Source organism: Enterococcus sp. AZ179 (assembly GCF_050498885.1).
In the GTDB taxonomy this organism is placed as follows: Bacteria; Bacillota; Bacilli; order Lactobacillales; family Enterococcaceae; genus Enterococcus_D; species Enterococcus_D entomosocium.
The window spans coordinates 2,527,256-2,553,073 of record NZ_JBMHEO010000001.1; the positions used below are offsets into that span (position 1 = coordinate 2,527,256).

Below are 25,818 nucleotides of genomic sequence, written 5' to 3' on the forward strand. Positions count from 1 at the left end.
AAGAGGTGAATCGGATGGCCATCAAAGCAGAAGAAATTAGTGCCTTGATCAAAGAGCAAATTAAAAATTATCAGAACGAACTTTCTGTAGAAGAAATCGGTACTGTCACATATGTTGGGGACGGGATCGCCCGCGCCCACGGTTTAGAAAATGCCATGAGTGGAGAACTGCTTGAGTTTTCAAACGGTTCTTATGGGATGGCACAAAACTTAGAGTCAAACGATGTCGGAATCATCATCCTAGGTGATTTTGAAACCATTCGTGAAGGGGACAAAGTAAAACGAACCGGTAAAATCATGGAAGTTCCTGTCGGCGATGCATTAATTGGCCGGGTAGTAAATCCATTAGGGCAACCAATCGATGGTTTAGGTCCGATCGAAACAGATAAATCACGCCCAGTCGAAGCAGCTGCACCAGGTGTTATGCAACGGAAATCCGTTTCGGAACCAATGCAAACAGGGTTGAAAGCTATTGATGCTTTAGTACCAATCGGTCGTGGCCAACGGGAATTAGTCATCGGTGACCGGAAAACCGGAAAAACAACGATCGCTATTGATGCGATCATCAACCAAAAAGGGCAAGACATGATCTGTATTTATGTCGCAATTGGCCAAAAAGATTCAACTGTTCGTGCACAAGTGGAAACATTGCGGCGTTACGGGGCCCTTGATTACACGATCGTGGTTTCAGCAGGTGCTTCACAACCAGCACCACTGCTTTATATCGCACCTTATGCGGGGGCTGCGATGGGGGAAGAATTCATGTATAACGGCAAACATGTTTTGATCGTCTTTGATGACTTATCAAAACAAGCGGTCGCTTATCGTGAACTTTCTCTACTTCTACGTCGTCCGCCAGGTCGTGAAGCATACCCAGGGGATGTCTTCTACTTGCATTCTCGTTTATTGGAACGTGCAGCGAAATTAAGTGATGAACTAGGTGGTGGATCGATGACGGCATTGCCGTTTGTTGAAACACAAGCAGGGGATATTTCAGCCTATATCCCAACCAACGTGATTTCTATCACAGATGGACAAATTTTCTTAGAAAACGACCTTTTCTATTCTGGTGTTCGTCCTGCCGTAGCGGCTGGATTATCCGTTTCACGGGTTGGGGGGTCTGCGCAGATCAAAGCAATGAAAAAAGTTGCCGGTACCTTGCGTTTGGACTTGGCTAGCTATCGCGAACTAGAGGCCTTTACGCAGTTTGGGTCTGATCTAGATGCTGCAACACAAGCCAAATTAAACCGCGGTCGTCGAACCGTTGAAATCTTGAAGCAAAAACTGCATGAACCACTGGCAGTAGAAAAACAAGTCGTGATTCTTTATGCCTTGACGCATGGATTCATTGATAGTGTACCAGTCAATAAACTATTGGACTTTGAAGCAGAATTATTTGAATATATCGAAGCAAATGCAGCGACGATTTTTGAAACCATTCGGACAACGAAAGATTTGCCAGAAGAAAGCTTGTTAGATGACACCATTAAAGCATTCAAAGATATTTTCATGGCATCCAACGGTTCTCGGGTGACACCCCAAGATAAAATATCGACAATGCAAAACGCATAAAAAGAGGTGAGAGAAAATGGCTGCTTCATTAAATGAAATCAAGCAACGAATTGCCTCAACAAAAAAAACCAGCCAAATCACAAAGGCCATGCAAATGGTTTCAGCTGCAAAATTAACAAAATCTGAAGCTCATTCGAAACAGTTTCAAGTGTATGCCAACAAAGTACGTGAAATCGTTACGCATTTAACTGCGCAGCAGCTTTCCGATCTTGCAGGTTCTGGTCCAAAAGATGGTGTGAACTATAACAGTATGTTGGTTAGTCGTCCGGTCAAACGCACAGGCTACATCGTCATCACTTCTGATGGCGGTCTAGTGGGCGGCTACAATAGTTCCATCTTGAAGCAAATGATGACCATGCTGGATGAAGACCATGCAAAAGAAGAAGAGTATGTCATGATTGCCATTGGTGCAACTGGCGCTGACTTTTTCAAAGCACGGGGCATCAATTTGGCGTACGAGCTAAGAAACCTTTCGGATCAACCAAGCTTTGACGAGGTGCGTAAAATCGTAACATTGGCGACAACGATGTACCAAAACGAAGTCTTCGATGAATTATATGTGTGTTATAACCATCACATCAACTCATTGACTAGCCAATTTCGTGTGGAGAAAATGTTGCCGATTTCCGATCTAGATCCTGAAGAAGCCGAAAGTTATGAACAAGAATACTTGTTTGAACCTTCCAGAGAAGCAATTTTGAATCAATTACTGCCTCAATACGCTGAAAGCTTGATTTATGGTGCGATTGTTGACGCAAAAACAGCCGAGCATGCTGCCGGAATGACAGCGATGAAAACAGCAACAGATAATGCCAAAAATATTATTGGGGACTTGACGATCTCTTATAACCGAGCGCGCCAAGGAGCGATCACCCAAGAAATTACTGAAATTGTGGCGGGGGCATCCGCGTTAGAATAGTTTTAAGAACGAATGGAGGAATACGAATGAGTTCAGGCAAGATTGTTCAAGTCATTGGTCCCGTTGTTGACGTGGAATTCTCTCTAGACCAATCATTACCAGATATCAACAATGCGTTGATTGTTTACAAAAAAGATGAGCAGAAAACAAAAGTTGTGTTAGAAGCTGCCTTAGAACTTGGCGACGGCGTTATCCGTACGATTGCCATGGAATCAACAGATGGCTTACAACGAGGAATGGAAGTAATCGATACAGGCGCCTCCATTTCTGTTCCAGTTGGGACAGAAACCTTAGGACGGGTGTTTAATGTCTTAGGGGACACCATCGATTTAGAAGCACCGTTTCCTGAAGAAGCACCCCGCAGTGGGATCCACAAAAAAGCTCCTGACTTTGATGAATTGTCAACAAGTACCGAGATCCTTGAGACTGGGATCAAAGTTATCGACTTATTAGCCCCTTATTTAAAAGGGGGGAAAGTTGGTCTTTTCGGTGGTGCCGGTGTTGGTAAAACTGTCTTGATCCAAGAACTGATCCACAACATTGCCCAAGAGCATGGGGGGATCTCTGTCTTCACAGGTGTTGGTGAACGGACACGTGAAGGAAACGACCTTTATAATGAAATGAAAGAATCTGGCGTTATCGAAAAAACAGCCATGGTGTTTGGACAAATGAACGAACCACCAGGTGCCCGGATGCGGGTTGCCTTGACTGGGTTGACCTTAGCGGAGTACTTCCGCGATGTAGAAGGACAAGACGTGCTCTTGTTTATCGATAATATCTTCCGATTTACTCAAGCTGGTTCTGAAGTATCTGCCTTACTAGGTCGGATGCCTTCTGCCGTTGGATATCAACCGACACTAGCAACCGAAATGGGACAATTGCAAGAACGGATCACTTCAACAAAAAAAGGATCGGTTACTTCTATTCAAGCAATCTATGTTCCTGCCGATGACTACACGGACCCGGCACCAGCGACTGCTTTTGCCCATTTGGATGCAACAACCAACTTGGAACGTAAATTGACTGAACAAGGGATCTATCCAGCTGTTGATCCGCTAGCTTCTTCTTCTAGTGCGTTAGCACCTGAAATCGTTGGTGAAAAACACTATGAAGTAGCGACTGAAGTACAGCATGCGTTGCAACGTTATCGCGAACTACAAGACATCATCGCTATCTTAGGGATGGATGAGTTGTCTGATGAAGAAAAAACGTTAGTGGCTCGTGCGCGTCGGATCCAATTCTTCTTGTCGCAAAACTTCCACGTAGCGGAACAGTTTACTGGACAACCTGGTTCTTATGTACCAGTTGAAGAAACGATCAAAGGCTTTGCTGAGATTCTTGAAGGAAAATATGATGATCTTCCAGAAGAAGCCTTCCGTAGTGTAGGACGAATTGAAGACGTCATTGAAAAAGCGAAAAAAATTGGCTATTAATTAACCAGCCTTGAAGAAAGAGGGGAACCTCATGGATCAATTTTTAACAGTCAATGTGGTGACACCTGCTGGTTTGGTTTACGATCATCACGCGAAAATCGTGGTTGCACGTACGACAGATGGTGAGATCGGTATTTTGCCGCATCATGCCCCAATCATCGTTCCTTTGACGATTGATGAAGTCCGGGTCAAACGGATCGATTCAGATACTCACGTCGACTGGGTCGCCGTCAATGGCGGTATCCTTGAAGTGCGGGACAATGTTGTCTCCATCGTAGCCGATAGTGCGGAACGTGATCGTGATATCGACGTTTCACGGGCAGAAAGAGCAAAACAACGTGCAGAACGTCAAATCGAAGAGGCCAAACAAGTCGAAGATATCGACCAGCTTCGTCGCGCAACGGTTGCTTTGCACCGCGCCATTAATCGAATCAACGTGTCAAAACATTCCTAAAAAAACAAGGGCATCTTGCCTTTGTTTTTTTTTATTCGAGAAAACGTTTTAAAAACTTTTTAAAGTCTTTTCATGAAGGTTTCAAGAAAGATTATTTTTTATCTTGACATCTTTGTGGTATGATAGGAATGTTCAATTATGAAAAAGGAGCAGGAAGTATGCAAGTGTATGGAATTGATGCAATCATTCGAATCGTGAGTCATTTAGCGTTCATCTATTTAGCATTTTGGGCATTGCAATCTGTGCGGATCGATGCTTTTTTTAAAGCCTTACGAACGACTCAGATACGAATGGTCATGGTGTTTCTTGCGATTGCATTAGGCTACACCGCCAGTACTTTTTTCCTTGAGTTGATTGCGTTATGTCGTAATTTATTTTTAACAGGTTTTTAAGAATTTCATTAATATATGCAAAAACACCGAATATTATGCTATAATTGGCAAGATTTGTGTGAGTCACTGCATTATTTGGAGGGAACATAAATGGAAGAGATGATCGTTCAAGGTGGTAATCGATTAACTGGAACAGTGAAGATCGAAGGGGCAAAAAATGCTGTTCTACCTATCTTAGCGGCAAGCTTATTAGCGGAAGAAGGAACAACGACATTAACAAATGTACCGATCCTTTCCGATGTATTAACAATGAAAGAAGTGATTCGGCATTTAAATGTCGCAATCGATTTTGAAGAAGAAAACAATACGATGACGATCGATGCATCACAAGAGTTAGCGATCGAAGCACCTTATGAGTATGTAAGCCAAATGCGCGCTTCAATCGTAGTCATGGGGCCTTTGTTAGCCCGTAATGGTCATGCCAAAGTGGCAATGCCTGGCGGCTGTGCAATCGGCAAACGACCAATTGATTTGCATTTGAAGGGATTTCAAGCACTAGGCGCTCAAATCATCCAAAAAGATGGATACATAGAAGCGATCGCCGATGAGTTAAAAGGCAATAGCATTTACTTGGATTTCCCAAGTGTCGGCGCAACGCAAAATATCATGATGGCTGCGGTAAAAGCTAAAGGTATCACCATCATTGAAAACGTCGCTCGTGAACCTGAAATCGTCGATTTAGCAAACATTTTAAACAAAATGGGTGCCAAAGTCTTTGGTGCAGGAACCGAAACGATGCGTATCGAAGGGGTCGATCACCTTCATGCGGTGGAACATTCGATCGTCCAAGACCGTATCGAAGCAGGAACCTTTATGGTTGCAGCAGCGATGACCCAAGGAGACGTCATTATTAAAGATGCGATCTCAGAACACAATCGTCCATTGATCTCAAAATTGATCGAAATGGGCGCAGAAGTGACTGAAGTAGCTGAAGGGATTCGTGTCGTTGGACCTGAACAATTGAAGGCAACAGATGTGAAAACAATGCCTCATCCAGGTTTTCCTACGGACATGCAAGCGCAAATGTCTGCTATTCAACTTTTAGCAGCTGGAACGAGTGTTGTGAACGAAACTGTATTTGAGAACCGTTTCCAACATTTAGAAGAAATGCGTCGGATGAATGCTCATGTCAAAATAGACGGCAACGTAGCAGTGATCGAAGGCGGCCATGAATTGCAAGGTGCGCTGGTCTATGCAACGGATTTACGTGCAGCAGCAGCGTTAATTTTATTAGGTCTACGTTCAACTGGTCGGACACGTGTCCGCAATCTAAAATATTTGGATCGTGGCTATTACAAATTCCATGAAAAATTGCAGCAATTAGGTGCTTCTGTGGAACGAGTTTCTGAAGCAGTTGAAGAAACCGTACCAGTAAACGCATAGTAGGAGTAGGAGAGAATAAAGTGAAGTTGAACCGTTACATTCTAACTAGCTTGATAAAAATTCTAATCGTCATATTATTAGCTATTTTATTGTTCTTAGCCGGAACGATGATTGGCTATGGGGTGATTGGCGACGGTAGTCCTTTTAAAGTCTTCTCTCCAAGTCTTTGGAATCATATCTTTGAGTTTATGAAGTAACCCCAAACTAGGACTTATGCCTCGTGCTGAGTCCTAGTTTTTTCTATCTATCTTCACTGAATCGTGATCATAAAAAGAAAGGTTGGCAAGAAATGAGTAAACTTTTGATTGGCTTTGTTCGTTTCTATCAACGTTTTATTTCCCCATTATTTCCTCCTAGCTGTCGTTATTATCCGACTTGCTCAGGATACATGATCCAAGCGATCCAAGTCCATGGCGCAGCCAAAGGAGGTTTGATGGGGGTAGCTCGTATCTTACGCTGCCATCCCTTTGTAAAAGGCGGTATAGATTACGTACCCCAGACGTTTACTTTAAAACGAAATACGCAAGACAAAGTCAAACCAACGTACCGTTATCGGAAAAGTTAAAAGGAATCAACAAAAATGTAAAAAAGGAGCCAAAAAGCCATGATTCGTCCAATCGACTCTAATGAAGCGTATCCTTGGGCGTTGCTGCTGGATGCAGATCCTGAAAAAGCAGTCGTAGAAAGCTATCTATATAATAGCCAAACACTTGTTTATGAAGAAGCTGGAGAAATGATTGGTGTGCTAGTTTATCAAAATCAAGGCAACAACTGGGAGATTATGAATGTGGCCGTTTCTCCAGAAAAGCAAGGAATGGGCATTGGTCGTCAATTGCTGCAAGCTGCCGAAGAAGCGATCCTCAGTCAACACCTTGGGGCAAAACGGCCGATTGTAGTGATCAAAACTGGTAGTCTGCCCTCTGCAGCCCTGACTTTGTACCAAACGCAAGGCTATGTTGAAAAAGACCGGATGGAAAATTATTTCACCACTCACTATGCTGAACCGATTTTCGAAAATGGGCAGCAGTTGATCGATCAAGTTATTTTGGAAAAGCAGCTCTAATCCCATAGAGACAGTCTATGGCGATTTTAGGCTGTTTTTTTTATTGTTCTCGGAAATCGCTTTCTTCAAGTGGGGACTTACGGTAAAATAGATAGTATCAGAATAATAAAGGATTGAGGGAAAAAAATGGCGATTTTAGTCTTTGATATGGGTGGTTCAGCAGTAAAATATGGCGTCTGGGCACAGGATTCTTTGGTGAGTAAAGGCAAATTTACTACACCAAGCACGTGGCAAGAAATGAAAGCCCAGTTGCAGCAAGTAAGAGCAAGCGTAAACGAAGAGATCGAAGGGGTCGGGATCAGTGCTCCAGGTGCAGTCAATGCCCAAGAACGTCGAATCGACGGTATCAGTGCGATTCCTTATATCCATGGGTTTGACATCTACTCTGAACTCGAAGGAGTGTTTGGGGTACCAGTAACCATCGAAAATGATGCTAATTGCGCTGGGATGGCTGAATTCTATCAAGGAGCGGGCAAAGAGTATCAGCAAGCAGCTTTCGTTGTGATCGGAACAGGCGTTGGCGGTACCCTGTTTCAAAATGGTGAGCTAGTCCGTGGGGCACATTTATACGGCGGTGAATTTGGGTTGATGATTTTGGATCAAGGCAAAACATTTTCGCAACTAGGGACAGCGGTTCAGATGGCTTGGCGTTATTGTGATCGAATTGGTGTAGATCGAACCACAATTACCGGCGAAGAGGTCTTTCAACGTGCAGAAGATGGGGATGCCATTGCGATCGAGGAAGTCAATAAATTTTACCGCTATTTAGCGCAAGGACTATTCAGTATTCAATTTGCTTTTGATCCTGAAGTGATCATTATCGGTGGCGGTGTCAGTGCCAAAAATGGCTTGTTAGAAGAAGTGAATCAACGGTTGAAAAAAATGTTGGCAGATCAAGCTTTAAATGATTTTGTCCCACTGATCAAGCTATGTGACTATCGCAACGATGCCAATCTAGTTGGGGCGGCAGCCAATTTTCAAGCATTGTATCCACGAATAGCCGCTAACATCTTGATGTAATGTTTTCAAACGTCCTTTTGACAAAAAATGAAGCAATTCGAAACGATCAAAAAGTAAGCAAAGGAAAAAAAACTTTGCTTGCTTTTCTTTTTGTTCAAAAAAATGAAAAGCGATTCCATTATTGATGGAACAGTGTTTTAAAAACACCATTTTTTCCTAGTAAAAAAAATAAATTCTGAATAGGTGAAATATTCTGATAATTCGTTGACATTTTCCAGATTTTTCAGTATATTGGATAACATATTCAGGGGAAGTGAAGGAGAGGAAAATTATGAAAAAGAAATTTGCGTTTTTGTTTGCGAGTTTGTTTTTGTTAACAGCATGTAGCGCTGGACCAACAGGTGGATCAACGGATGGCAGCGGGGGTGCTGAAGGTGGCAATAAACAAGAGGGAGATACCATCAAGATCGGAACCAACTTAGAGTTGTCAGGAGCCGTAGCTGCTTATGGGACGGCTGAAAAAGAAGGAATCGACTTAGCAGTAGAAGAAATCAATGCTGCCGGCGGTATTCTTGGAAAACAAATTGAAATTATTTCGAAAGATAACAAATCAGATAACAATGAAGCTGCAACGGTAGCAGCCAACTTAGCTACAAATGATAAAGTTGTAGCCATCATTGGTCCAGCAACTTCTGGTGCTACGAAAGCGGCTTTGCCTAACGTGACCAGAGCACAAGTACCAATGGTTACACCTTCAGGTACTGACGATGCGATTACTTATACTAGTGGGAAAGTGCAAGAATTTGCCTTCCGTTCTTGTTTCCAAGATAGCTTCCAAGGAACGATCTTAGCGAAATATGCGGCTGAAAATTTGGATGCATCAAAAGCTGTGATCTTGGGAGACAACTCAAGTGATTACGCAATTGGATTGACGGAAGCATTTAAAGAAAGTTACCCAGGCGAAATTGTCTTAGAAGATAACTTTACTGAAGGCGACAAAGATTTCCAAGCAGTTCTTACAAGAATCAAAGATGTCGACTTCGATGTCTTGTTCATTCCAGGCTACTACACAGAAGCTGGTTTGATCATCAAGCAAGCGCGAGAATTAGGAATTGATCAAGCAATCATTGGTGCCGATGGATTCGGTGATGAAAAAATGGTTCAAACAGCTGGTGCAGAAAATGTCAGCAATGTTTACTATACCGGTCACTTCTCTACCAAAGCACCAGCAAACGACAAAGTTGAGCCGTTTGTGGCAGCTTTCAATGAAAAGTATGGCAAAGAACCTTCTGCTTTTAATGCGTTAGCCTATGATGCAGTTTACATGATCAAACAAGCAATCGAAGATCAAAACTCAGCAGATTCATTGGCAATTGCAGCTGGTTTGTCTGAACTGAAAGACTTTGTCGGCGTGACAGGTGAAATCACAATGGATGAAAATCATAACCCTGAGAAATCAGCAGTTGTTTTAGGATTGACTGACGGCAAGGAAACCTCAGCAGACACTGTGGAACCTTAAAAACCTGTAGTTGTTTGGCAGTGAAAACTGGGACAGACCTGATGTGTTTGTCTCAGTTTCTTTTCTCTAATGAGAAGAACCATAATAAATGATATTGGAAGTGAGTATATGGAAATGATGATCCAACAATTGATCAACGGCTTGTTTCTAGGCAGTATCTACGCCTTGTTAGCGTTGGGTTATACGATGGTGTATGGCATCATCAAGCTGATCAACTTCGCCCACGGAGAAGTTTATATGATTGGTAGTTTTATTGGTTACTTTTTGATCAATCAATGGCAATTGGGCTTTTTCCCAGCGTTATTCATTTCGATGATCGCCAGTGCAGCACTTGGGGTAACGATTGAATTTTTAGCCTATCGTCCTTTGAGAAATTCCACGCGAATTTCGGCATTGATTACGGCAATCGGGGTTTCTTATTTTTTGCAAAATGTCATGATCTTTTTCTTTTCTGCCAATGTGCGCCCGTTTCCGCAAGCAATCGAACGAAAAACCTATTCCATCGGGTTTGTTCAAGTAAGTAATGTCCAGTTATTGATCTTGGCTGTTTCGGTTACCTTAATGATTCTCTTGCAATTGATCGTGAAAAAGACCCGTATGGGAAAAGCGATGCGTGCAGTAAGTGTTGATGCAGATGCAGCGCGTTTGATGGGGATCAATGTTAATCGAACGATTTCCTTTACCTTTGCCTTAGGCTCGGCTTTGGCTGCAGCTGGCGGGATGCTGATCGGTTTGTATTATAATTCCATTGATCCATCAATGGGGGTCGTTCCTGGTCTGAAGTCTTTTGTTGCGGCGGTTCTCGGTGGGATCGGGATCATTCCTGGTGCAGCTTTAGGCGGCTTTGTGATCGGTTTAGTGGAGACAGCAGCGACAGCGCTTGGTTTTTCTGATTACAAGGATGCTTTAGTGTATGTCATTTTAATAATTATATTGTTGGTTCGTCCAGCTGGGATTCTCGGCAAAAATATCAAAGAGAAAGTGTAGGTGGCAGAAATGAAAAAGAATTTACGTTACAACTTAATCTGGCTCGCTCTGGCAGCTATTCTTTATTTTGGATTATTTGCAGCCTACAATGGCGGAATGATTAATCTGTTCTCTGATGCGATCATCGTCAATATCGGAATCAATATCATCTTGGCAGTCAGTTTGAATCTAATCATCGGCTTTTCAGGGCAATTCTCCTTAGGACATGCTGGGTTTATGGCAATCGGTGCTTATGCTGGCGCGATCCTGTCGGCAAGCAATCCAACCTTTGGCGGCTTTTTAACTGGTTTACTGGTGGGGATGCTGGTTTCAGGTGCAGTCGCATTAGTGGTTGGGATCCCGACCCTCCGTTTAAAAGGCGACTATCTAGCGATCGCTACCCTAGGTGTGGCAGAGATCATTCGGATCTTGTTGGTGAACCTACGAGGCTTGACCAATGGTCCTGCTGGAATTTTCGGATTGCCCCAATTCAGTAATTGGCAGATCGTCTTTCTCTTTGCCGTTCTATCGATTCTTGTCGTTTCAAACTTTATCCATAGCGGACCAGGCAGAGCGACTTTAGCGATTCGGGAAGATGAGATCGCTGCAGAGTCGATGGGGGTCAACACAACGAAATACAAGGTAATTGCGTTTGTGATGGGGGCAGTGATGGCAAGCATTGCTGGTACCCTTTATGCCAGCTATCAGCAGTCGGTTTTCCCACGAGATTACGGTTTTATGAAATCGATCGATGTGTTGATCATCGTCGTTTTTGGAGGGCTTGGGAGTACCACAGGAGCGGTTGTTTCGGCAGTAGTGCTAGGAATCTTAAACATGTACTTGCAAGGCTTCTCTGATTTGCGCATGATCATTTATGCATTGGCTTTGATCATCATCATGATCTTTAAACCAAGCGGACTTTTAGGGACCTGGGAATTCTCCGTAAAAGGACTGTTGGACAAATTTAGAAAAAAGGGGGATGACAACGATGCCTCTATTAGAAGTTAAAAGCTTAACGAAAAACTTCGGTGGTTTAGCTGCTGTTTCTCATGTAGACCTCCATCTAGATACCAATGAGCTGGTCGGGTTGATTGGACCAAACGGTGCCGGCAAGACAACGCTCTTTAACCTCCTGACAGGTGTTTATGAGCCTAGTGAAGGCGAAGTGCTTTTTGAGACCCAAGGTAAGCCAAAACGTTTAAATGGCGTGAAGCCTTATAAAATCGCGGATTTAGGCCTTTCAAGAACCTTCCAAAATATTCGCTTGTTTAAAAACTTGTCCGTAATGGATAACGTCTTGATCGCTATGAACAGTAAGCATAAAGAAGGACTACTGACGAGCATCTTGCGTTTGCCAAAATATTACAAAAACGAAGAATCCATGAAGAAAAAAGCCTTAGAGCTGTTACGGATCTTTGATATGGATGGCAAAAGCCAAACGTTAGCGAAAAATTTGCCTTATGGCGAGCAACGCCGTTTAGAGATCGTACGCGCATTGGCTACAGAGCCAAAAATTTTGTTTCTTGACGAGCCGGCAGCGGGGATGAATCCTCAGGAAACAACAGAACTGACAAAGCTGATCTATAAGATCCAAAAAGATTTTCAATTGACGATCCTCTTGATCGAGCATGATATGAGTTTGGTCATGGAAGTGTGCGAACGGATCTATGTACTGGAATACGGGCAAGTCATCGCCCACGGTGAACCAGAAGAGATCAAAAACAATCCACGGGTAATCGAAGCCTATCTAGGAGGAGAAATCTGATGCTGGAAATTCAAAATTTAAGTGTTCACTACGGCATGATCCAAGCAGTTCATGATGTTTCCTTCCACGTCAATCAAGGAGAGATCGTTTCGCTGATTGGTGCCAATGGTGCCGGAAAAACCACGATTTTACGGACGATTTCTGGATTGATCCGTCCTTCAAAAGGCTCCGTCACTTTTGAAGGAAAGCAAATTGAGAAAGAAGCACCGCAAAAAATCGTCGCAAACGGCTTGTCGCAGGTGCCAGAAGGGCGGCACGTCTTTTCCGGTTTGACGGTTCAAGAAAACTTAGAGATGGGCGCCTTCTTGCGTAAAGACAGTGGTGTCAAAGAAGACTATGAACAAGTTTACCGCAAGTTTCCTGTATTGAAAGAACGCCTCTCGCAAGATGCGTCGACATTATCTGGCGGTGAGCAGCAGATGTTGGCAATGGGGCGGGCATTGATGTCAAAACCGCGCTTGCTTTTGCTGGATGAGCCATCGATGGGCTTGGCGCCAATTTTTATCAAAGAAATTTTTTCCATCATTCAAGAAATCAAGCAGCAAGGAACGACTGTGCTGCTGATCGAACAAAATGCGAAAATGGCTTTATCGATTGCTGATCGCGGCTATGTATTAGAAACCGGGAAAATCGTTTTAGAAGGTACCGGAGAAGAATTACTAGCAAGCGATGAAGTAAGAAAAGCGTATCTAGGAGGTTAAATAATGAGCGTAAGTGATTTTATGACGAAGACGGTCATCACCGTCGATTCACAAACACCGATCTTTGATGCAATAGATGTGATGAAGCAGCACGATATCCATCGTCTACCTGTCGTTGATGATGGCAAATTAGTAGGGTTGATCACGGAAGGAACGATCGCTGAAGCAACCCCCTCAAAAGCGACAAGTTTAAGTGTTTATGAAATGAACTATCTCTTAAATAAAACGACAGTCGCTGATATCATGTTGAAAAAAGTGACTACGATTGAACCAGATGCACTATTAGAGGACGCCATTTCCGTCATGCGTAGTGAGAACGTGGGAGTTTTACCAGTCATGGATGATGATGACCTAGTGGGAATCATTACCAACAATGATATTTTCGATGCCTTTTTGAAAATCACTGGCTACCACGATGGCGGAACCCGAGTATCGATCGAGATCACGGATGATCATGTGGGGGTTTTAGCAGACGTGACGAAACTCCTTGCGGATCATCAGATGAGTATTTTGACGATTGTGGTAAATCGGATGGCACTAAAAACAGTTGTTGAGATCCAAGTAGAATCACGGCAAGTCGCAGCAATCGAGAAAATTTTAAGCGAAGCAGGCTATACCGTGACGAGTGCTGTCTTGACGAACCAGAAGTGATCTAAGAAAAAGTAGCTGATCGTAAAGATTGGCTACTTTTTTTATTTCCAGAAGAGATTTTCTTTTTCTTTTGTTGCTTTTCTGTTAAAATAGGAAGGTGCTGTAAAGAAAGAGGTGCAACCATGTCTAAGAAAAATAAAGATATCGAAGTACGTATTGAAGAAACAACAAAAGCCATTCATGGCAAAGACTATACCGTCAATGAATTATTTATCGGAAAAAAACGCATTGGTGAGATTTTAACAACTGGACCAAAAGAATTTCAAAGCTTTTTAGGGGATGAAGATCTAGGTTCGAGCAGAAGCTTAGAAGCTGCCATCGAGATGATTATTCGTCAATGGAATTTACATGAATAATTTCTAGAAAAATTTACTTTTTGCTCTTGCAATTTGTTATCTTTTTCGGTATTATAACTATTGTCAGGTTTGAGAAAAACCTTTTGGAGGAGTAGCGAAGTGGCTAAACGCGACGGACTGTAAATCCGTTCCTTAGGGTTCAGTGGTTCGAATCCACTCTCCTCCACCATTATTGGGGTATAGCCAAGCGGTAAGGCAACGGACTTTGACTCCGTCATGCGTTGGTTCGAATCCAGCTACCCCAGTCAAAGAGATACGTAGAAAAAAACAGCAAGCACTCTTGCTGTTTTTTTGTTATTTAAAAAGAATCGTGTTTTTTTATAAGTACTTAAAGAAACAGGAGGCTGATATGGAAGAAGCCACTTTCAACAAGCTAGTTTCTACGAAATTGAAAAAAGCAATGGTTGCTTTGGGGCATTTCTATGAAACAGGTATGGAGTGGAACGGAAAATCACAGTCGATTCTTTCACAGAAATTTCTTTCAGAGAATTTAAAATATTTGGGCATTTTTGGTTCTGTTTGGTATACTTAGGCAAATCAGTTCCTTTGAGAGAACCATTTTATAGCATGAGAAACGAGCGATGACAGGAATATTGCCGATTTTCGGAAGTGATAACTTTACTAGATGGGGGCTTAACGAAGATGGGAAATGAAACGACTTGGGAGAACACAGACCGCCTTTATCTGTTGTGTCAACCAATCATGCAGGTAAAATCGCTAAGTCAGCAAGAGGTGAATGGCTATGAAGTCTTGCTACGTAGCGAGAAGAACAACCGATTTCCACAGCAAGAATTCAGCACAATGATTCAAACTGAAAGTGGCAATCAGCAATTGATGAGATGGTATGCCAAGGAATTGCGGCGTTTATGCAAAAAAAAGCCGGAAACCCGCTTTAGTGTCAATATACATCCACAACAGCTGCTGTGGCAGTCTACGTGGTCCTTTTTTGAAACGATGGCTGTTTATAAGGCGCAGTTGCAGATTGAATTGACGGAACACCCCGTACGCATACAGCAAGAGTCATTTGATTTGTCTGTAGCCATTGCAAAAATTAAAGCTTATGGTTATGTGATTGCGGTCGATGATATCGGTTGCGGACAAAATACCCTCTCGTTGGTCTTTGCCAATCTTGCCAGCGTTGATTGTTTGAAATTTTCGTTGTTACCGTTTATTCAGCTTGATGAGGAGATTGGCTTCAGCTTTTTGGCTTGTTGGTTGAAGGTTGCCCAAAAATATCAGCTTGAGCTGATCGTTGAAGGGATCGAGAACCGCGAAAAAATGGTCCAGTTGCTTGAGATGGGGGTGCATTTGCAACAAGGATATTTATGGTCTAAAGGAGAGCGATTGTGATGGAATGTTAGAACGAGGCGTGCTTTTGGCGTTTGGTTTGCCGCTGATGATTGCCAGTTTACTGGTGACCGCAGATGTTTTTGTACGAAGTGTGCAAAAAATATCGGTTTCTCGTCCATTTAAGTATTTTATTATTGGTATTCTGACGTTTACGCATTTGTATTTTATTCTTTCTTTCTCAATGAATTCAGTTGGGTTTATCTGTTATCAATACACAACTGCTTTTATTGCGAGTCATTTTTTCTATGGTGATCGTGGCAAGATCTTGATTTTGATAACGCCGTGTATGGTCGTTTTCTATTTACTGTTTGTCGGTTTTTCTGACATTGGCAAAGCCTTTTATTTACCGCTATTAGGTGTCGGTGTCTTTGTCCTTGATTTTCTCTTATCAAAAATCAAGTCGCTGCGTCCGCAACAGCAATTTTATATGATGTATTTTTTGACCTGCCTGCTCTCACCGCGTTTTTCGATGCTAGTCCATCATACGACGACCTATGACTGGGAAGCGATGCTGGCAGTATTTGTTGGTTCTTTCGTGCTGCTAGGAAGTTTCATGTGGTTGCATCGATTGATTGAGGGGCAAGAATACCAAGTACTGGCAGAGTTGGCGAATAGTAAGATCGATGCGTTGACCGGCTGCTTCAACTATGGGACCTATAACCACGATCTGCTTCAAGCCGTTTCACAGAAAAAGACTGTGACGATCGCCATGATCGATCTCGATCATTTCAAAAAGGTCAACGACCGTTATGGTCATATCGCTGGAAATGAGCTGTTGAGAACCTTTGCCACACGGACGACTACTTTTTTAGAGGCGCATTTTGCCGAGACCTATTCCTTTTATCGTTATGGCGGCGAAGAGTTTTGTGTCGTGATCGAAGGGGATGTCAAAGAACAGACCGTAGCTGCGATGACGACGCTGTGTCAAACCATTTCCAGCAGTATGTTTCCTGTCGCCAATTTTGAAAAAGGGACGATGTCTTTGTCTTGCGGCGTTGAAGCGAGCACCGTTTGTCATGGGGATATCTTGGCAGCCGTTGAAAGAGCCGATCAAGCACTCTATCTCGCAAAACAAAGTGGTCGAAACCGGGTGTGCACCTTGCCTGAGACGTAAAAAAATAATGGAAAAATAATTTACACAAATTCACAAAGAATTAAATGTTTATGCACAAAAAGTTAGTAATAATAAAGAAATAATGTTATTTATTTACAAAATATACATTTTGATTATTTTATTTATCTTGAGAATCTTCGCATATCAACAAAAAGATTGAAACTATGTATAATTTCTGGTAAATTATTCTAAATCAAGAGTGATAAAAACTGTCAATAATAAATAGTGATCCTTACTTGATGCTTTGTCCGCTTTTCCAATGAAATGTCTCTGGAATTGTCCCGTCGAATCAGCAAGTAAGGGTTCTTTTTTTTAGAAAGGAAGCACAGGAAATGGCAAATACGCTGGTTGTCAATACACTCGCAAATTTAGGCGCAATTATCATCAATATTTATTTGTTATTCAAAATCAGTGATGGCTTCGTAGGTCAAGGGACATTCAAAACGAAACAGATCGCAGCGGCGATTGCTTGTGAAACCGTGGTGGGGATGCTGATGATGAATTTCTCTTACGTCGTATACGAAACGCGATTTGACCTGCGCTTTTTACTTTACGCTTTTTCCATGAAATATCTGGGGTGGAAGGTGACCGTACCGACGATGGTCAATCTAGCGTTAGGGCGTTTCTTGTTTGAAGTATCAAAATCTTCTTGGCTGAACTTATATCTTACGTTTTTTTTGATGGTGACACTGACATTTCTGCATGCCTGGGCCAAACGGCGATTTACTGACAAACAAGAGTTGTTCCTATCAATAACCTACTTGATCGCTATCTCCTTTCTTTTTGGTTTTTATTTGACGGGTGATATTCAAAAAACGACCCTAATTTATATAGTTTATGGCATTCTCGCCTATACGTTGGCGTTTTTCCTTTATTCGATAGTCAATGATATGCAGCGCATTTTGGCATTGGTCAAAATCGATGATCTTACGCAGTTGAACAACTTTCGTAAATTTCAAGATGACCGCCAACGCCTAGATACGACCGAGGTGGACTTATCGATCGCTTTGATCGATATCGATCATTTCAAAAATTACAATGACCGTTACGGACACCGTGCCGGGGATGTGATTTTGCAAGAAATCGCTCGTATTTTTTCGACCTACTGTACGGCGAGCAATCCGGTCTATCGCATCGGTGGGGAAGAGTTTGCGATCTTGATCCAAGGAGACGCACAGGCTGCTGCTTATCTCCTTGAAAAAATTCAAAAGCGCATCCGTTACCAAGAAATCATCTTGGATGCCGGTGATTCGGTCAGCATCACGTTGTCGATTGGGATCGCACAACGGCAAAGGGGTGAGTTGCTACAGCAAACGCAAGAACGTGCGGATCAAGCATTGTATCGAGCCAAACGCAGCGGTCGCGACCAACTCTGTCTTTACTGATGGGGGTGGCTTCTTTTCTTTTTTTGTTTTCAAAAATACTACCTTAAATGAGGAACGCATATGGAAAATAGTTTAATCATGATTCCTTCGCTAGAACCGGACCACAAACTGCTGGCTCTGGTGGAGAAAATTCGTTTGCATAACCAGCACCTGCCGATTTTGGTCGTGGATGATGGCAGTGGGGCAGCTTATCAGCCTGTCTTTTCGGCATTGGCACAGCAGTTTGGCTGTCAGGTTTTGACCCATCCAAAGAATCTTGGAAAAGGCGCAGCCATCAAAACCGCCCTCACCGAAGTGCTGACAAACCAGCCAGCTGTTGAATTTATGGTGACCATTGATTCGGATGGGCAGCATGAGTATACCGATATGATGGCTTGCTTAGCAAAGGCCCAAGCCCATCCCGACAGTATTATTTTAGGGACCCGATCCTTTGGCAAAGAAGTGCCTTTGCGGAGTAAGTTCGGCAACATTTTGACCCGAAATATCCTACGTTTAGCGACTGGTCTTGCCATCGAGGATTCGCAGACGGGCTTAAGGGTTTTCCCTCGGAAATTCATGACAGATTTGTTGGCGATCTCAGGTGAGCGCTTTGAATATGAAACGCGGATGCTGATCGAAGCCCAGAAACGGGGGTGGCCGATTCTCTCGCAACCGATCGCCACCATCTATATTGAAGAAAATGCCTCTTCCCATTTTCGGGTCTTGGCAGATTCCGTCGCTATCTATAGCGTCTTTTTGAAGTATTTGTTTTCATCTGTGGTCTCCTTTTTTGTCGATGTGATCGCCTATGCGTTATTGATCCATTTCTTGTCTGTCATCGATCTGTCCTCCATCGTGATCGCTTCGTTGGGTGCCCGCTTGATTTCGGCGATCGTCAATTACTACATCAATCGCGAGCTTGTTTTTGGTCAACGGACAAAGAACAGTATGTTGCAGTATTTCTTATTGGTGATCGTACAGATTTTGCTGTCCTCTTTTCTCGTCTACCTGATTTATTTGATCCTACCGATCGGAGATTCTGTGTTGTTAAAAATAGGCGTCGATTGCCTGCTCTTTTTCTTTAGTTACCATGTGCAAAAAAATGTCATCTTTAAGGAGTGATTGAGGTGGAACAAAAACGTTTGCCTTGGGCGAAAAAAGTCGTTTATTTTCTGGCGTTTGTCTTTTCGCTGATCTATTTATCATGGCGGGGGCTGCATACATTGCCATGGCACGAGTCTTGGTTTGCCTTGCTGTTTGGTTTGCTGCTTTGGGGCAGTGAGATCGTATCGAACTTTACGGGCTTGCTGTTGATTTGGAACAAAAACAAAGCAAAGCCCTTTGAAAAACCGGTCGTGCCAGAAGCCGACTATCCGGCGATCGATGTGTTGATTGCTACTCATAATGAAGAAGTGTCGCTTTTATTAAAAACGGTCAATGCGGCAGTTCATATGAAATACCCCGATCCCAAAAAAGTTCACATCTATTTGTCAGATGACACCAACCGTCCAGAGGTCAAAGCACTGGCAGATAAATTTGGCATCGGCTATATCGGATTGATCGGCAATCAGCATGCCAAGTCAGGCAATCTCAATCATGCATTATCAAAAACCAATTCGCCGCTAGTGGCGACCTTTGATGCAGATATGATTCCTTACTCAGATTTTTTGCTGGAAACAGTGCCATATTTTGTGGCAAATCAGCAGGAACGCCGCAATGACCAGACCATCAAACCGTTGGGCTTTGTTCAAACACCGCAAAGTTTTTACAATGCGGATCTTTTTCAGTACAATCTTTTTTCAGAAGCGGCGATCCCTAACGAGCAGGACTTCTTTTCCAGAGAAGTCAATGTTTTGAACAACGCCCATGATACCGCTATTTATACAGGTTCCAATACGGTGATTGCACGAGAAGCGATCGAAGCCGCTGGCGGATTTCCGACGGACACGATCACGGAAGATTTTGAATTAGGCGCCTTGATCAATTGCCAAGGTTATCGCAGTTTATCAACACTGCAGCCAATGGCCAGCGGTCTGTCTCCAATTGATATCCCAAGTGCCTTAAAGCAGCGGATTCGCTGGGGAAGAGGAGTGGTCCAAAGTGTCCACAATCTCCATTTTTTTAAGAATAAGACGTTGTCTTTGGCGCAAAAAATGGTTTTCTTAAACAGCTATTTGTATTGGTGGTCGTTTCTACGACGGCTACTATTTATTTTCGCGCCGATTTTGTACACCGTCTTTAATGTAAGGGTCGTAGAGACCAACTTTTGGGTCTTGCTGCTGTTTTGGCTGCCAAGCTATACGTTCTTGCATTTGGCGATGCAGGATTTGAGCAGTGATATTCGAACGCAGCGTTGGGGCGAGATCCAGGAAACGATTTTTGCACCTTACCTAGTGATTCCTGTCTTTTTGCAAGCCATTGGCATCAAAGAGACCCGCTTCAAGGTGACTAATAAAGCAGCAACTCAGTCTAAAAAAGACTTGTTGTTTGTGGTGCCGCATTTGTTGCTGTTGATTTTGACGATTATCGGCTTAGTGAAGTTTAATTACGGCAAATTCGGCTCAGAGATTTTCTACGGCAGTGTGTTGACCTTTTGGCTGCTGACCCATTTCTTTAACTTAACCTTTGCGGTCTTATTTTATCTCGGTCGCCCGATTTATCGAACGACGGAACGGTTCAGAGCCCATTATCCTGTTGAAGTTTCCGACCAAGACGCCAGCTATTCTTTGATGACAGAAAATATCTCAGAAAATGGCTTGTCCTTCGTTTCTGACGTTCCTCTTTATTTTCCGCCAGATGCGCCGCTGACTTTTAAAATCACCCGTAATGGCTACCAAGCAGAGATGACTGGAAATATTGTCCGCGTCTTTTCTGGAAAAGATCGCTGGGTCTATGGCGTTGCTTTAAACCAGTTGACAGAAAAAGATTACTTAGCCTATCTGCAGATCATTTATGATGGCTTCAATCAAAGCCTGCCGGTTCTGCGGGATCCGTGGATGACCTTCTTTGACAGTCTTTTTGAAAATCTCGGTAAGCATCTGCTGCAAGCCAAACAAAAGCCATTGCCGCCTCAACGAGTGCCCATACTGACCATTGATCAAAAATGGCACTTTGATGAAGGAACCTATGCGGTCACAACATTTGGTTTTGATCAGTTCACGTTGGCAAAAACAGAAGAGGTCGAGATGCCGGTCCATCTAAACTTACCGATCAGTAATCTTGTGCTTCACGCTGAAAAAGCGACGCTTCAGCCAAAAGAAAATCAAGTGATATATCAAGTAAGCAATCTTTCAGAGCTGCGTTCCACAGTAGCCCTCCAAGAATGGGTAGACAGCTTGCTGAGAAAGGAGGCAGACGATGATCGAGATCCTGCTGCGATTTAGTCTATTTGGTTTATCATTAGCTGGCTATGCCTATCTTTTTGTACGAGTTTGTCATTTTACCAAATACATTAGCTGGATCGCTGCCTGCTGTTTGCCGATCCTCGTTCTTTCCTTTGTCGCATATGGTCCCAAAGGATGGTTGATCTGGGGGGCCTGGTTTTTATTTGGTCTTGGCTTACTATTATGCGTTTGGCGTTTTTGGCAGGAGCGCCATCAGGTGCGCTGGGGTTTACAAGAGCCCATCATGCTGTGGTTTTATGGCTATTTTACTTTGTTCGTTTTAACATTGCTTCACAGTCATTTGACCCACTATGACAACTTCTCTCATTGGGCGACGATCGTTAAATTCCTTTATACGCAGGGACAATTGCCAACGGCAACCGATGCCATCATCAGTTTTACTTCCTATCCTTTAGGCAGCTCACTGTTTGTTACTTATACAGCAATCATCGTTGGTTATCATGAGAATGTCTTGCTGATTGGTCAATTGATTTTGATTTTCTGTAGTCTGTATAGTTTTTTTGCGATTATTCGTGATCCGAAAAGAAAGCTGGCTTTTGTCTTGGTCTTCACCAGCATGGCCGTATTCAATTATTTTAATATTGCGATTCGAATGAATAATTTGCTGGTAGACTTCATTCTTCCCGTTTTAACTTTGGCAGGCATCTCCGGGTTATTTTCTTTAAAAGGCAAAGTGCTGCCTTCAATCAGCTACTTTCTTTTGATTGGCGCCTCTCTTGATTTGGTCAAAAATAGTGCCGTCTTTTTTCTGCTGATTTTAGGTGGCTATTTACTAGTCTGCTTATGGCAGGCATCAATTCGTTGGCGGCAACGGCTAGGCTTGATGATTGTAGGATTAGCTGCCATTGGGCTATCTGTCCTGCCGGCGATTCTTTGGAACCTGCATGTCAAAGCGAATTTTCCTAAATCAAAGCATGAAGTCAGCGTGACCGCTTATAAACAGATTTTTGGCGAAAAGGATTCACAGATACTAAAACAGATTACGGATGTTTTTGTCAAAACTATTACGGATATTGCGACGGTTTCCACGCAGGGGATTCTTTTGATCGAAGTCATCCTGTTGGGCAGTTGGCTATTTGTCCGATTTATTATAAAAAAACGCAATCCATTTCTAAAAGAACTGCTGTTGATCGATGGTATTATTGGTCTCTATTACTTGGGTATTTACGCCATGTTCTTGTTCTCGATGCCCACTGATGAAGCACTGTCTTTGGCAGGGTTCGATCGCTATGCTTCGAGTATTGTGATCTTGGCATTAGGTTTGATGACCTTTTTCATGGTCCGGGGCATTGATCATTTGTATCATGAACAAGCGATCGATCGGCGAAACTACCGTAGTTTTGCCAGCTTGACCACAAAAAAAATCTATCAATACAGTACCTTGATTCTGTTATTTTTTGCGACATTGCTGATCCTTTCAGAAAATAATGGCATGCGTTATACCAATCGTGAATATGCTGATTCGATTCCAGCACAGGTTTCAGCCGTTACTGGCGATCACTTTGACCTGAACCAGAAAAAATATTTGGTGGTCAGTACCAACAAAGAAGCAGTAGACAGCTACTTAGTTGGCTATGTCGGCAAATATTACTTGTTTTCACCCAATGTCGATGGCCGAGAGAATTTCCTCTTACCAGATGCAGATTTTCGCACGCTATTAAAGCAATACGATGAAGTCGTCATCTTAGAAGAACACTACACCTTTAATGCCATGACGAAGAAGCTAACAGGCAAGACCTTTGCCCCTGGTGTTTATTCGGTGGCGGAGGTGTTGGGGCAATAGATGAAGGAATTTCTCAAGCGCGTCTCCTTATTAGAGAATCAATAGTAAAAATACCAATGAAACAGACGTATCGTTTGTTCATTGGTATTTTTTTTCTGTTCCCACTGAGTAATATCCTCTATACTATGAAAATACCAAAAGACATGTAAATAATCTGGATTAAACGAAAGGGTACACATGAATAAAAAAACGGCGCAATATTTTCAGTGCCTATGATTTACTGTAATCAATGCAGTAAAAGTAAGTGTTTTCATTTTTTTGAGAAAAAGCTACCATTAGAAATGTAGACGAGGTGAAAGTTTCATGATCAGTGAACGGGAAAAAGCAATTATTCGATATCTCTTAGAGAATGGACCAACAACGGTTGCTAAAATTGGGTTGCATATGTCGCTTTCGCAAAAGACAGTTTCGCAATCGCTAAAGAGAATTGATGAATTTTTGCAGGAAACAGCAATAAGGCTTGTTCGCAAACCTAGAGTAGGTGTATTTCTTGATGGCGATTCAGCTGAAATTCTAAAGTATCTTGATGGGAACGAGGAATCAAACTTACCGACGAGCAAAAAAGATCGTATTCAGTTTCTTTGCTTTGAAATACTGAAACAAAAAACGTATTTTACGCGTCAACAACTGCAAGATGCACTCTACATCAGTAAATCAACTTTAGAAAATGACATGGGGCAGGTAAGCGAGATCTTTCGTCATTTTAACGTTACGATTGAAGTTTTACCGGGGAAGGGTTCCTTTTTGAATTTGTCAGAACAAGAAAAACGTCGTTTAGCATTTGATTTGATCTACTATTTCTGGGGTGGAAATTGGAAAATAACACAAGAGCAGCAACGCTATTTGCATTCGATTCAAGGAATTCCTCAGTTTGTTAATGATTTTATTGACCTGACAAAAATTTCTTTAGTTGATACGCTCTTACAAGAGTATTTGAAAAAAGAACAAATTACGCTTAATGATGCTGCCTATCACTCACTATTGCTTCATCTAATCATCATGATTGATCGGGTCAAAGAGAAGAATTATCTGACTTTCGAAGAAAGAAGCCATCCTTTGATGGAGAATAGAGCTTTTTATCGATTTATCGCATCAATAGAAGAAACGTTTTCTCTGTCGTTGCCAGTTTCGGAAGTTTATTATATTTCGCTTCATATCTATGGGGATTCGTTGATGAAGAAGAATGACTCCGATGATTTTCTTGATGAAACGATACGAAAATTGATTCATGAGACGATCTCCCTACGCAATGAAAGTCTTTTGTTAGGATTGGTATCACATATCAAAGAAGCTATTTATCGCATTCAAAAAGGATTAGTCATTCATAACCCGTTTCTAAATGATGTGAAGAAGAATTTCCCTTTGTCTTTTGAGGAAGCGCTTCGATTAGCTCATGCCTTAAATTGGCAGTTTTCGATTTCGATCCCCGAAGATGAGGTTGCTTTTCTGGCCGTACACATCCAAGTGATGAAAGAACAGCGAGAAGAAAAACAACCGCAGAAAGTGAGTGTCTTATTAGTTTGTAGCAGTGGGAAAGGCACTTCACAACTATTAGCTGCTCGCATTCGGAGAAATTATGAGCAAATCGATATTTCCAGAATTCTTTCTATTCAAGAGTTGATTCAGACCAATATTTATGAGGACTTGATTTTATCGACAGTGGATTTAAAAATCGATTCGATTCCAACAATCAATGTTTCACCTGTACTGAATAAAGATGAGCAGCGAAAAATAGAAACCTTTTTAAAAAATGTCGAAGAAAAGCAAAATGGTTCTTTCAGTCAGTTTGCGAAACTGATTCACGAGGACTTGATTTTTTTAGATCATCATTTTGAAAATTATCAAGAGGTGATTACATTTATTGGTGAGCAGTTGGTTACTCGTGGGTATGTGATCGAGGAAATGATTGATTCTTCCCTAAAAAGGGAACAGCTTTCCTTTACTTCTTTTGGACGATTCGCAACGCCTCATGGGACGCCAGAATACGTGAAAAAATCAGCGATTGTATTTTTACGTCTTAATAATGAGATCCACTGGGGAGAAACAAAGGTGAAATATGTCTTTTTCATCTGTATCAAGGATGAAACTGTACAAGACCTTGAGGAAATCTATGACACGATGCTTAATGTGATGGAATCAGATGAACGAACCTTCCTCCTTAAAGGGACGAAAGATGAATTAAAAAAGTATTTACAAGGGGGAACATAAAATGAATATAGAAACACTACTACCTTTTGAACATATTGTTCTTGGTCTAGAGGCAACCACTAAAGAAGAAGTGGTCCGTCAATTAGCAAAAATATTAGTAATTGAAGGAATCGTTCAATCCGAAAATGAGTATGTTCAATCAGTCATGGAAAGAGAAGATCACTCGACCACAGGAATAGGCAATAATATAGCTATCCCTCATGGAAAAAGTCGTGCAGTTTCTGAACCCGCAATCGTTTTTGCTCGGTTAAAGGCACCATTAGAATGGCAATCTTTAGATGATGAACCGGTAACGGTTGTGATTATGCTTGCTATTCCTGAAGAACATCAAGGAGACACCCATTTACGGATTTTATCAGAAATTGCCATGAAATTGATGGATGAAGACATCACAGAAGCGCTGAAAAGCGAAACAGATAAAGAGATTATCGCGAAATTATTAAGCGAATAAAATGGAGAAAA

General features: G+C 42.3%; 26 protein-coding genes and 2 tRNA genes. All 28 read left to right on the plus strand.

All coding sequences use genetic code 11. From position 1 onward, the window contains the following. Positions 1 to 14: 14 nt before the first annotated feature. The 28 genes from atpA to IGI88_RS12075 all read left to right on the plus strand — a co-directional run bounded on the left by atpA (position 15) and on the right by IGI88_RS12075 (position 25,807). Positions 15 to 1,571, plus strand: coding sequence for a F0F1 ATP synthase subunit alpha (gene atpA, locus IGI88_RS11940; RefSeq protein ID WP_008380876.1), 1,557 nt, complete (start codon positions 15 to 17; stop codon positions 1,569 to 1,571). Between the two features lie 16 nt (positions 1,572 to 1,587). Beyond that, complete coding sequence (locus IGI88_RS11945) at positions 1,588 to 2,490, plus strand: F0F1 ATP synthase subunit gamma (protein WP_005228710.1); 903 nt, start codon at positions 1,588 to 1,590, stop codon at positions 2,488 to 2,490. A 26-nt stretch (positions 2,491 to 2,516) separates the two neighbouring features. After that, positions 2,517 to 3,923 (plus strand): F0F1 ATP synthase subunit beta, encoded by a 1,407-nt coding sequence (atpD, locus tag IGI88_RS11950; RefSeq protein WP_005234377.1) that lies wholly within the window; start codon positions 2,517 to 2,519, stop codon positions 3,921 to 3,923. 31 nt (positions 3,924 to 3,954) lie between these two features. Further along, positions 3,955 to 4,377 carry a F0F1 ATP synthase subunit epsilon gene (locus IGI88_RS11955; protein WP_005228716.1) on the plus strand — a complete coding sequence of 141 codons (423 nt, stop codon included), beginning with the start codon at positions 3,955 to 3,957 and terminating at the stop codon, positions 4,375 to 4,377. A 158-nt stretch (positions 4,378 to 4,535) separates the two neighbouring features. After that, on the plus strand, positions 4,536 to 4,769 hold the full coding sequence (locus IGI88_RS11960; protein WP_008380880.1) for a DUF1146 family protein: 234 nt from the start codon (positions 4,536 to 4,538) through the stop codon (positions 4,767 to 4,769). A gap of 90 nt (positions 4,770 to 4,859) precedes the next feature. Then, complete coding sequence (gene murA, locus IGI88_RS11965) at positions 4,860 to 6,152, plus strand: UDP-N-acetylglucosamine 1-carboxyvinyltransferase (protein WP_008380882.1); 1,293 nt, start codon at positions 4,860 to 4,862, stop codon at positions 6,150 to 6,152. A 20-nt stretch (positions 6,153 to 6,172) separates the two neighbouring features. Beyond that, entirely contained in the window at positions 6,173 to 6,349 is a 177-nt protein-coding gene (locus IGI88_RS11970) for a DNA-directed RNA polymerase subunit beta (protein WP_005228723.1), read from the plus strand. 92 nt (positions 6,350 to 6,441) lie between these two features. Then, positions 6,442 to 6,717: a membrane protein insertion efficiency factor YidD gene (gene yidD, locus IGI88_RS11975; protein ID WP_008380886.1), complete on the plus strand. Its 276-nt coding sequence runs from the start codon at positions 6,442 to 6,444 to the stop codon at positions 6,715 to 6,717. 39 nt (positions 6,718 to 6,756) lie between these two features. Further along, complete coding sequence (locus IGI88_RS11980; RefSeq protein WP_005234382.1) at positions 6,757 to 7,215, plus strand: GNAT family N-acetyltransferase; 459 nt, start codon at positions 6,757 to 6,759, stop codon at positions 7,213 to 7,215. Positions 7,216 to 7,341: 126 nt separating this feature from the next. Then, the gene (locus IGI88_RS11985; protein WP_429960556.1) at positions 7,342 to 8,235 is read left to right on the plus strand and encodes an ROK family protein; all 894 of its coding nucleotides are present in this window, start codon (positions 7,342 to 7,344) and stop codon (positions 8,233 to 8,235) included. 271 nt (positions 8,236 to 8,506) lie between these two features. After that, on the plus strand, positions 8,507 to 9,694 hold the full coding sequence (locus IGI88_RS11990; protein WP_139960541.1) for an ABC transporter substrate-binding protein: 1,188 nt from the start codon (positions 8,507 to 8,509) through the stop codon (positions 9,692 to 9,694). Between the two features lie 108 nt (positions 9,695 to 9,802). Beyond that, positions 9,803 to 10,681: a branched-chain amino acid ABC transporter permease gene (locus IGI88_RS11995; RefSeq protein WP_008380893.1), complete on the plus strand. Its 879-nt coding sequence runs from the start codon at positions 9,803 to 9,805 to the stop codon at positions 10,679 to 10,681. 9 nt (positions 10,682 to 10,690) lie between these two features. Next, positions 10,691 to 11,668 carry a branched-chain amino acid ABC transporter permease gene (locus IGI88_RS12000; protein ID WP_005228744.1) on the plus strand — a complete coding sequence of 326 codons (978 nt, stop codon included), beginning with the start codon at positions 10,691 to 10,693 and terminating at the stop codon, positions 11,666 to 11,668. Continuing rightward, on the plus strand, positions 11,649 to 12,425 hold the full coding sequence (locus IGI88_RS12005; protein WP_429960557.1) for an ABC transporter ATP-binding protein: 777 nt from the start codon (positions 11,649 to 11,651) through the stop codon (positions 12,423 to 12,425). The genes IGI88_RS12000 and IGI88_RS12005 overlap by 20 nt, the downstream gene beginning before the upstream one ends. After that, a complete protein-coding gene (locus tag IGI88_RS12010; RefSeq protein ID WP_005234392.1) occupies positions 12,425 to 13,126 on the plus strand; it encodes an ABC transporter ATP-binding protein in 702 nt (233 codons plus the stop codon). The genes IGI88_RS12005 and IGI88_RS12010 overlap by 1 nt, the downstream gene beginning before the upstream one ends. A 3-nt stretch (positions 13,127 to 13,129) precedes the next feature. Continuing rightward, complete coding sequence (locus IGI88_RS12015; protein WP_429960558.1) at positions 13,130 to 13,777, plus strand: CBS and ACT domain-containing protein; 648 nt, start codon at positions 13,130 to 13,132, stop codon at positions 13,775 to 13,777. Positions 13,778 to 13,899: 122 nt separating this feature from the next. Further along, positions 13,900 to 14,133, plus strand: coding sequence for a DUF2969 domain-containing protein (locus IGI88_RS12020; protein WP_005228752.1), 234 nt, complete (start codon positions 13,900 to 13,902; stop codon positions 14,131 to 14,133). Positions 14,134 to 14,218: 85 nt separating this feature from the next. Beyond that, positions 14,219 to 14,302, plus strand: a tRNA-Tyr gene (locus IGI88_RS12025). Positions 14,303 to 14,306: 4 nt separating this feature from the next. Further along, a tRNA-Gln gene (locus tag IGI88_RS12030) sits at positions 14,307 to 14,378 on the plus strand. Between the two features lie 104 nt (positions 14,379 to 14,482). Continuing rightward, a complete protein-coding gene (locus IGI88_RS12035) occupies positions 14,483 to 14,665 on the plus strand; it encodes a hypothetical protein (protein ID WP_086297747.1) in 183 nt (60 codons plus the stop codon). Between the two features lie 110 nt (positions 14,666 to 14,775). Then, positions 14,776 to 15,483, plus strand: a complete 708-nt coding sequence (locus IGI88_RS12040) for an EAL domain-containing protein (RefSeq protein WP_005234399.1) — start codon at positions 14,776 to 14,778, stop codon at positions 15,481 to 15,483. Positions 15,484 to 15,487: 4 nt separating this feature from the next. Then, complete coding sequence (locus IGI88_RS12045) at positions 15,488 to 16,597, plus strand: GGDEF domain-containing protein (RefSeq protein WP_313151540.1); 1,110 nt, start codon at positions 15,488 to 15,490, stop codon at positions 16,595 to 16,597. A gap of 332 nt (positions 16,598 to 16,929) precedes the next feature. Continuing rightward, positions 16,930 to 17,982, plus strand: a complete 1,053-nt coding sequence (locus tag IGI88_RS12050) for a GGDEF domain-containing protein (RefSeq protein WP_429960559.1) — start codon at positions 16,930 to 16,932, stop codon at positions 17,980 to 17,982. 60 nt (positions 17,983 to 18,042) lie between these two features. Continuing rightward, positions 18,043 to 19,083: a bifunctional glycosyltransferase family 2/GtrA family protein gene (locus IGI88_RS12055; RefSeq protein ID WP_005225347.1), complete on the plus strand. Its 1,041-nt coding sequence runs from the start codon at positions 18,043 to 18,045 to the stop codon at positions 19,081 to 19,083. Beyond that, the gene (locus tag IGI88_RS12060; RefSeq protein WP_429960560.1) at positions 19,080 to 21,344 is read left to right on the plus strand and encodes a glycosyltransferase family 2 protein; all 2,265 of its coding nucleotides are present in this window, start codon (positions 19,080 to 19,082) and stop codon (positions 21,342 to 21,344) included. Before IGI88_RS12055 ends, IGI88_RS12060 begins: the two co-directional genes overlap by 4 nt. Next, positions 21,319 to 23,148, plus strand: a complete 1,830-nt coding sequence (locus IGI88_RS12065) for a lantibiotic ABC transporter permease (protein ID WP_429960561.1) — start codon at positions 21,319 to 21,321, stop codon at positions 23,146 to 23,148. Before IGI88_RS12060 ends, IGI88_RS12065 begins: the two co-directional genes overlap by 26 nt. A 303-nt stretch (positions 23,149 to 23,451) precedes the next feature. Then, positions 23,452 to 25,356, plus strand: a complete 1,905-nt coding sequence (locus IGI88_RS12070) for a BglG family transcription antiterminator (RefSeq protein WP_429960562.1) — start codon at positions 23,452 to 23,454, stop codon at positions 25,354 to 25,356. A 1-nt stretch (position 25,357) separates the two neighbouring features. After that, positions 25,358 to 25,807, plus strand: a complete 450-nt coding sequence (locus IGI88_RS12075) for a PTS sugar transporter subunit IIA (protein WP_005234407.1) — start codon at positions 25,358 to 25,360, stop codon at positions 25,805 to 25,807. The last annotated feature ends 11 nt before the right edge of the window (positions 25,808 to 25,818 follow it).

What these genes read in the sequence shown, in the direction of transcription:
- IGI88_RS12015 (WP_429960558.1), top strand. Translation starts at nt 13,130, where the DNA reads ATGAGCGTAAGTGATTTTATGACGAAGACGGTCATCACCGTCGATTCA.
- IGI88_RS11980 (WP_005234382.1), top strand. Translation starts at nt 6,757, where the DNA reads ATGATTCGTCCAATCGACTCTAATGAAGCGTATCCTTGGGCGTTGCTG.
- atpA (WP_008380876.1), top strand. Translation starts at nt 15, where the DNA reads ATGGCCATCAAAGCAGAAGAAATTAGTGCCTTGATCAAAGAGCAAATT.
- IGI88_RS12045 (WP_313151540.1), top strand. Translation starts at nt 15,488, where the DNA reads ATGTTAGAACGAGGCGTGCTTTTGGCGTTTGGTTTGCCGCTGATGATT.
- IGI88_RS12000 (WP_005228744.1), top strand. Translation starts at nt 10,691, where the DNA reads ATGAAAAAGAATTTACGTTACAACTTAATCTGGCTCGCTCTGGCAGCT.
- IGI88_RS12050 (WP_429960559.1), top strand. Translation starts at nt 16,930, where the DNA reads ATGGCAAATACGCTGGTTGTCAATACACTCGCAAATTTAGGCGCAATT.
- IGI88_RS11985 (WP_429960556.1), top strand. Translation starts at nt 7,342, where the DNA reads ATGGCGATTTTAGTCTTTGATATGGGTGGTTCAGCAGTAAAATATGGC.
- IGI88_RS11990 (WP_139960541.1), top strand. Translation starts at nt 8,507, where the DNA reads ATGAAAAAGAAATTTGCGTTTTTGTTTGCGAGTTTGTTTTTGTTAACA.
- atpD (WP_005234377.1), top strand. Translation starts at nt 2,517, where the DNA reads ATGAGTTCAGGCAAGATTGTTCAAGTCATTGGTCCCGTTGTTGACGTG.
- IGI88_RS12010 (WP_005234392.1), top strand. Translation starts at nt 12,425, where the DNA reads ATGCTGGAAATTCAAAATTTAAGTGTTCACTACGGCATGATCCAAGCA.
- IGI88_RS11995 (WP_008380893.1), top strand. Translation starts at nt 9,803, where the DNA reads ATGGAAATGATGATCCAACAATTGATCAACGGCTTGTTTCTAGGCAGT.
- IGI88_RS12040 (WP_005234399.1), top strand. Translation starts at nt 14,776, where the DNA reads ATGGGAAATGAAACGACTTGGGAGAACACAGACCGCCTTTATCTGTTG.
- IGI88_RS12020 (WP_005228752.1), top strand. Translation starts at nt 13,900, where the DNA reads ATGTCTAAGAAAAATAAAGATATCGAAGTACGTATTGAAGAAACAACA.
- IGI88_RS11955 (WP_005228716.1), top strand. Translation starts at nt 3,955, where the DNA reads ATGGATCAATTTTTAACAGTCAATGTGGTGACACCTGCTGGTTTGGTT.
- IGI88_RS12075 (WP_005234407.1), top strand. Translation starts at nt 25,358, where the DNA reads ATGAATATAGAAACACTACTACCTTTTGAACATATTGTTCTTGGTCTA.
- IGI88_RS12055 (WP_005225347.1), top strand. Translation starts at nt 18,043, where the DNA reads ATGGAAAATAGTTTAATCATGATTCCTTCGCTAGAACCGGACCACAAA.
- IGI88_RS12035 (WP_086297747.1), top strand. Translation starts at nt 14,483, where the DNA reads ATGGAAGAAGCCACTTTCAACAAGCTAGTTTCTACGAAATTGAAAAAA.
- IGI88_RS12065 (WP_429960561.1), top strand. Translation starts at nt 21,319, where the DNA reads ATGATCGAGATCCTGCTGCGATTTAGTCTATTTGGTTTATCATTAGCT.
- IGI88_RS12005 (WP_429960557.1), top strand. Translation starts at nt 11,649, where the DNA reads ATGCCTCTATTAGAAGTTAAAAGCTTAACGAAAAACTTCGGTGGTTTA.
- IGI88_RS11945 (WP_005228710.1), top strand. Translation starts at nt 1,588, where the DNA reads ATGGCTGCTTCATTAAATGAAATCAAGCAACGAATTGCCTCAACAAAA.
- IGI88_RS12070 (WP_429960562.1), top strand. Translation starts at nt 23,452, where the DNA reads ATGATCAGTGAACGGGAAAAAGCAATTATTCGATATCTCTTAGAGAAT.
- IGI88_RS11960 (WP_008380880.1), top strand. Translation starts at nt 4,536, where the DNA reads ATGCAAGTGTATGGAATTGATGCAATCATTCGAATCGTGAGTCATTTA.
- murA (WP_008380882.1), top strand. Translation starts at nt 4,860, where the DNA reads ATGGAAGAGATGATCGTTCAAGGTGGTAATCGATTAACTGGAACAGTG.
- yidD (WP_008380886.1), top strand. Translation starts at nt 6,442, where the DNA reads ATGAGTAAACTTTTGATTGGCTTTGTTCGTTTCTATCAACGTTTTATT.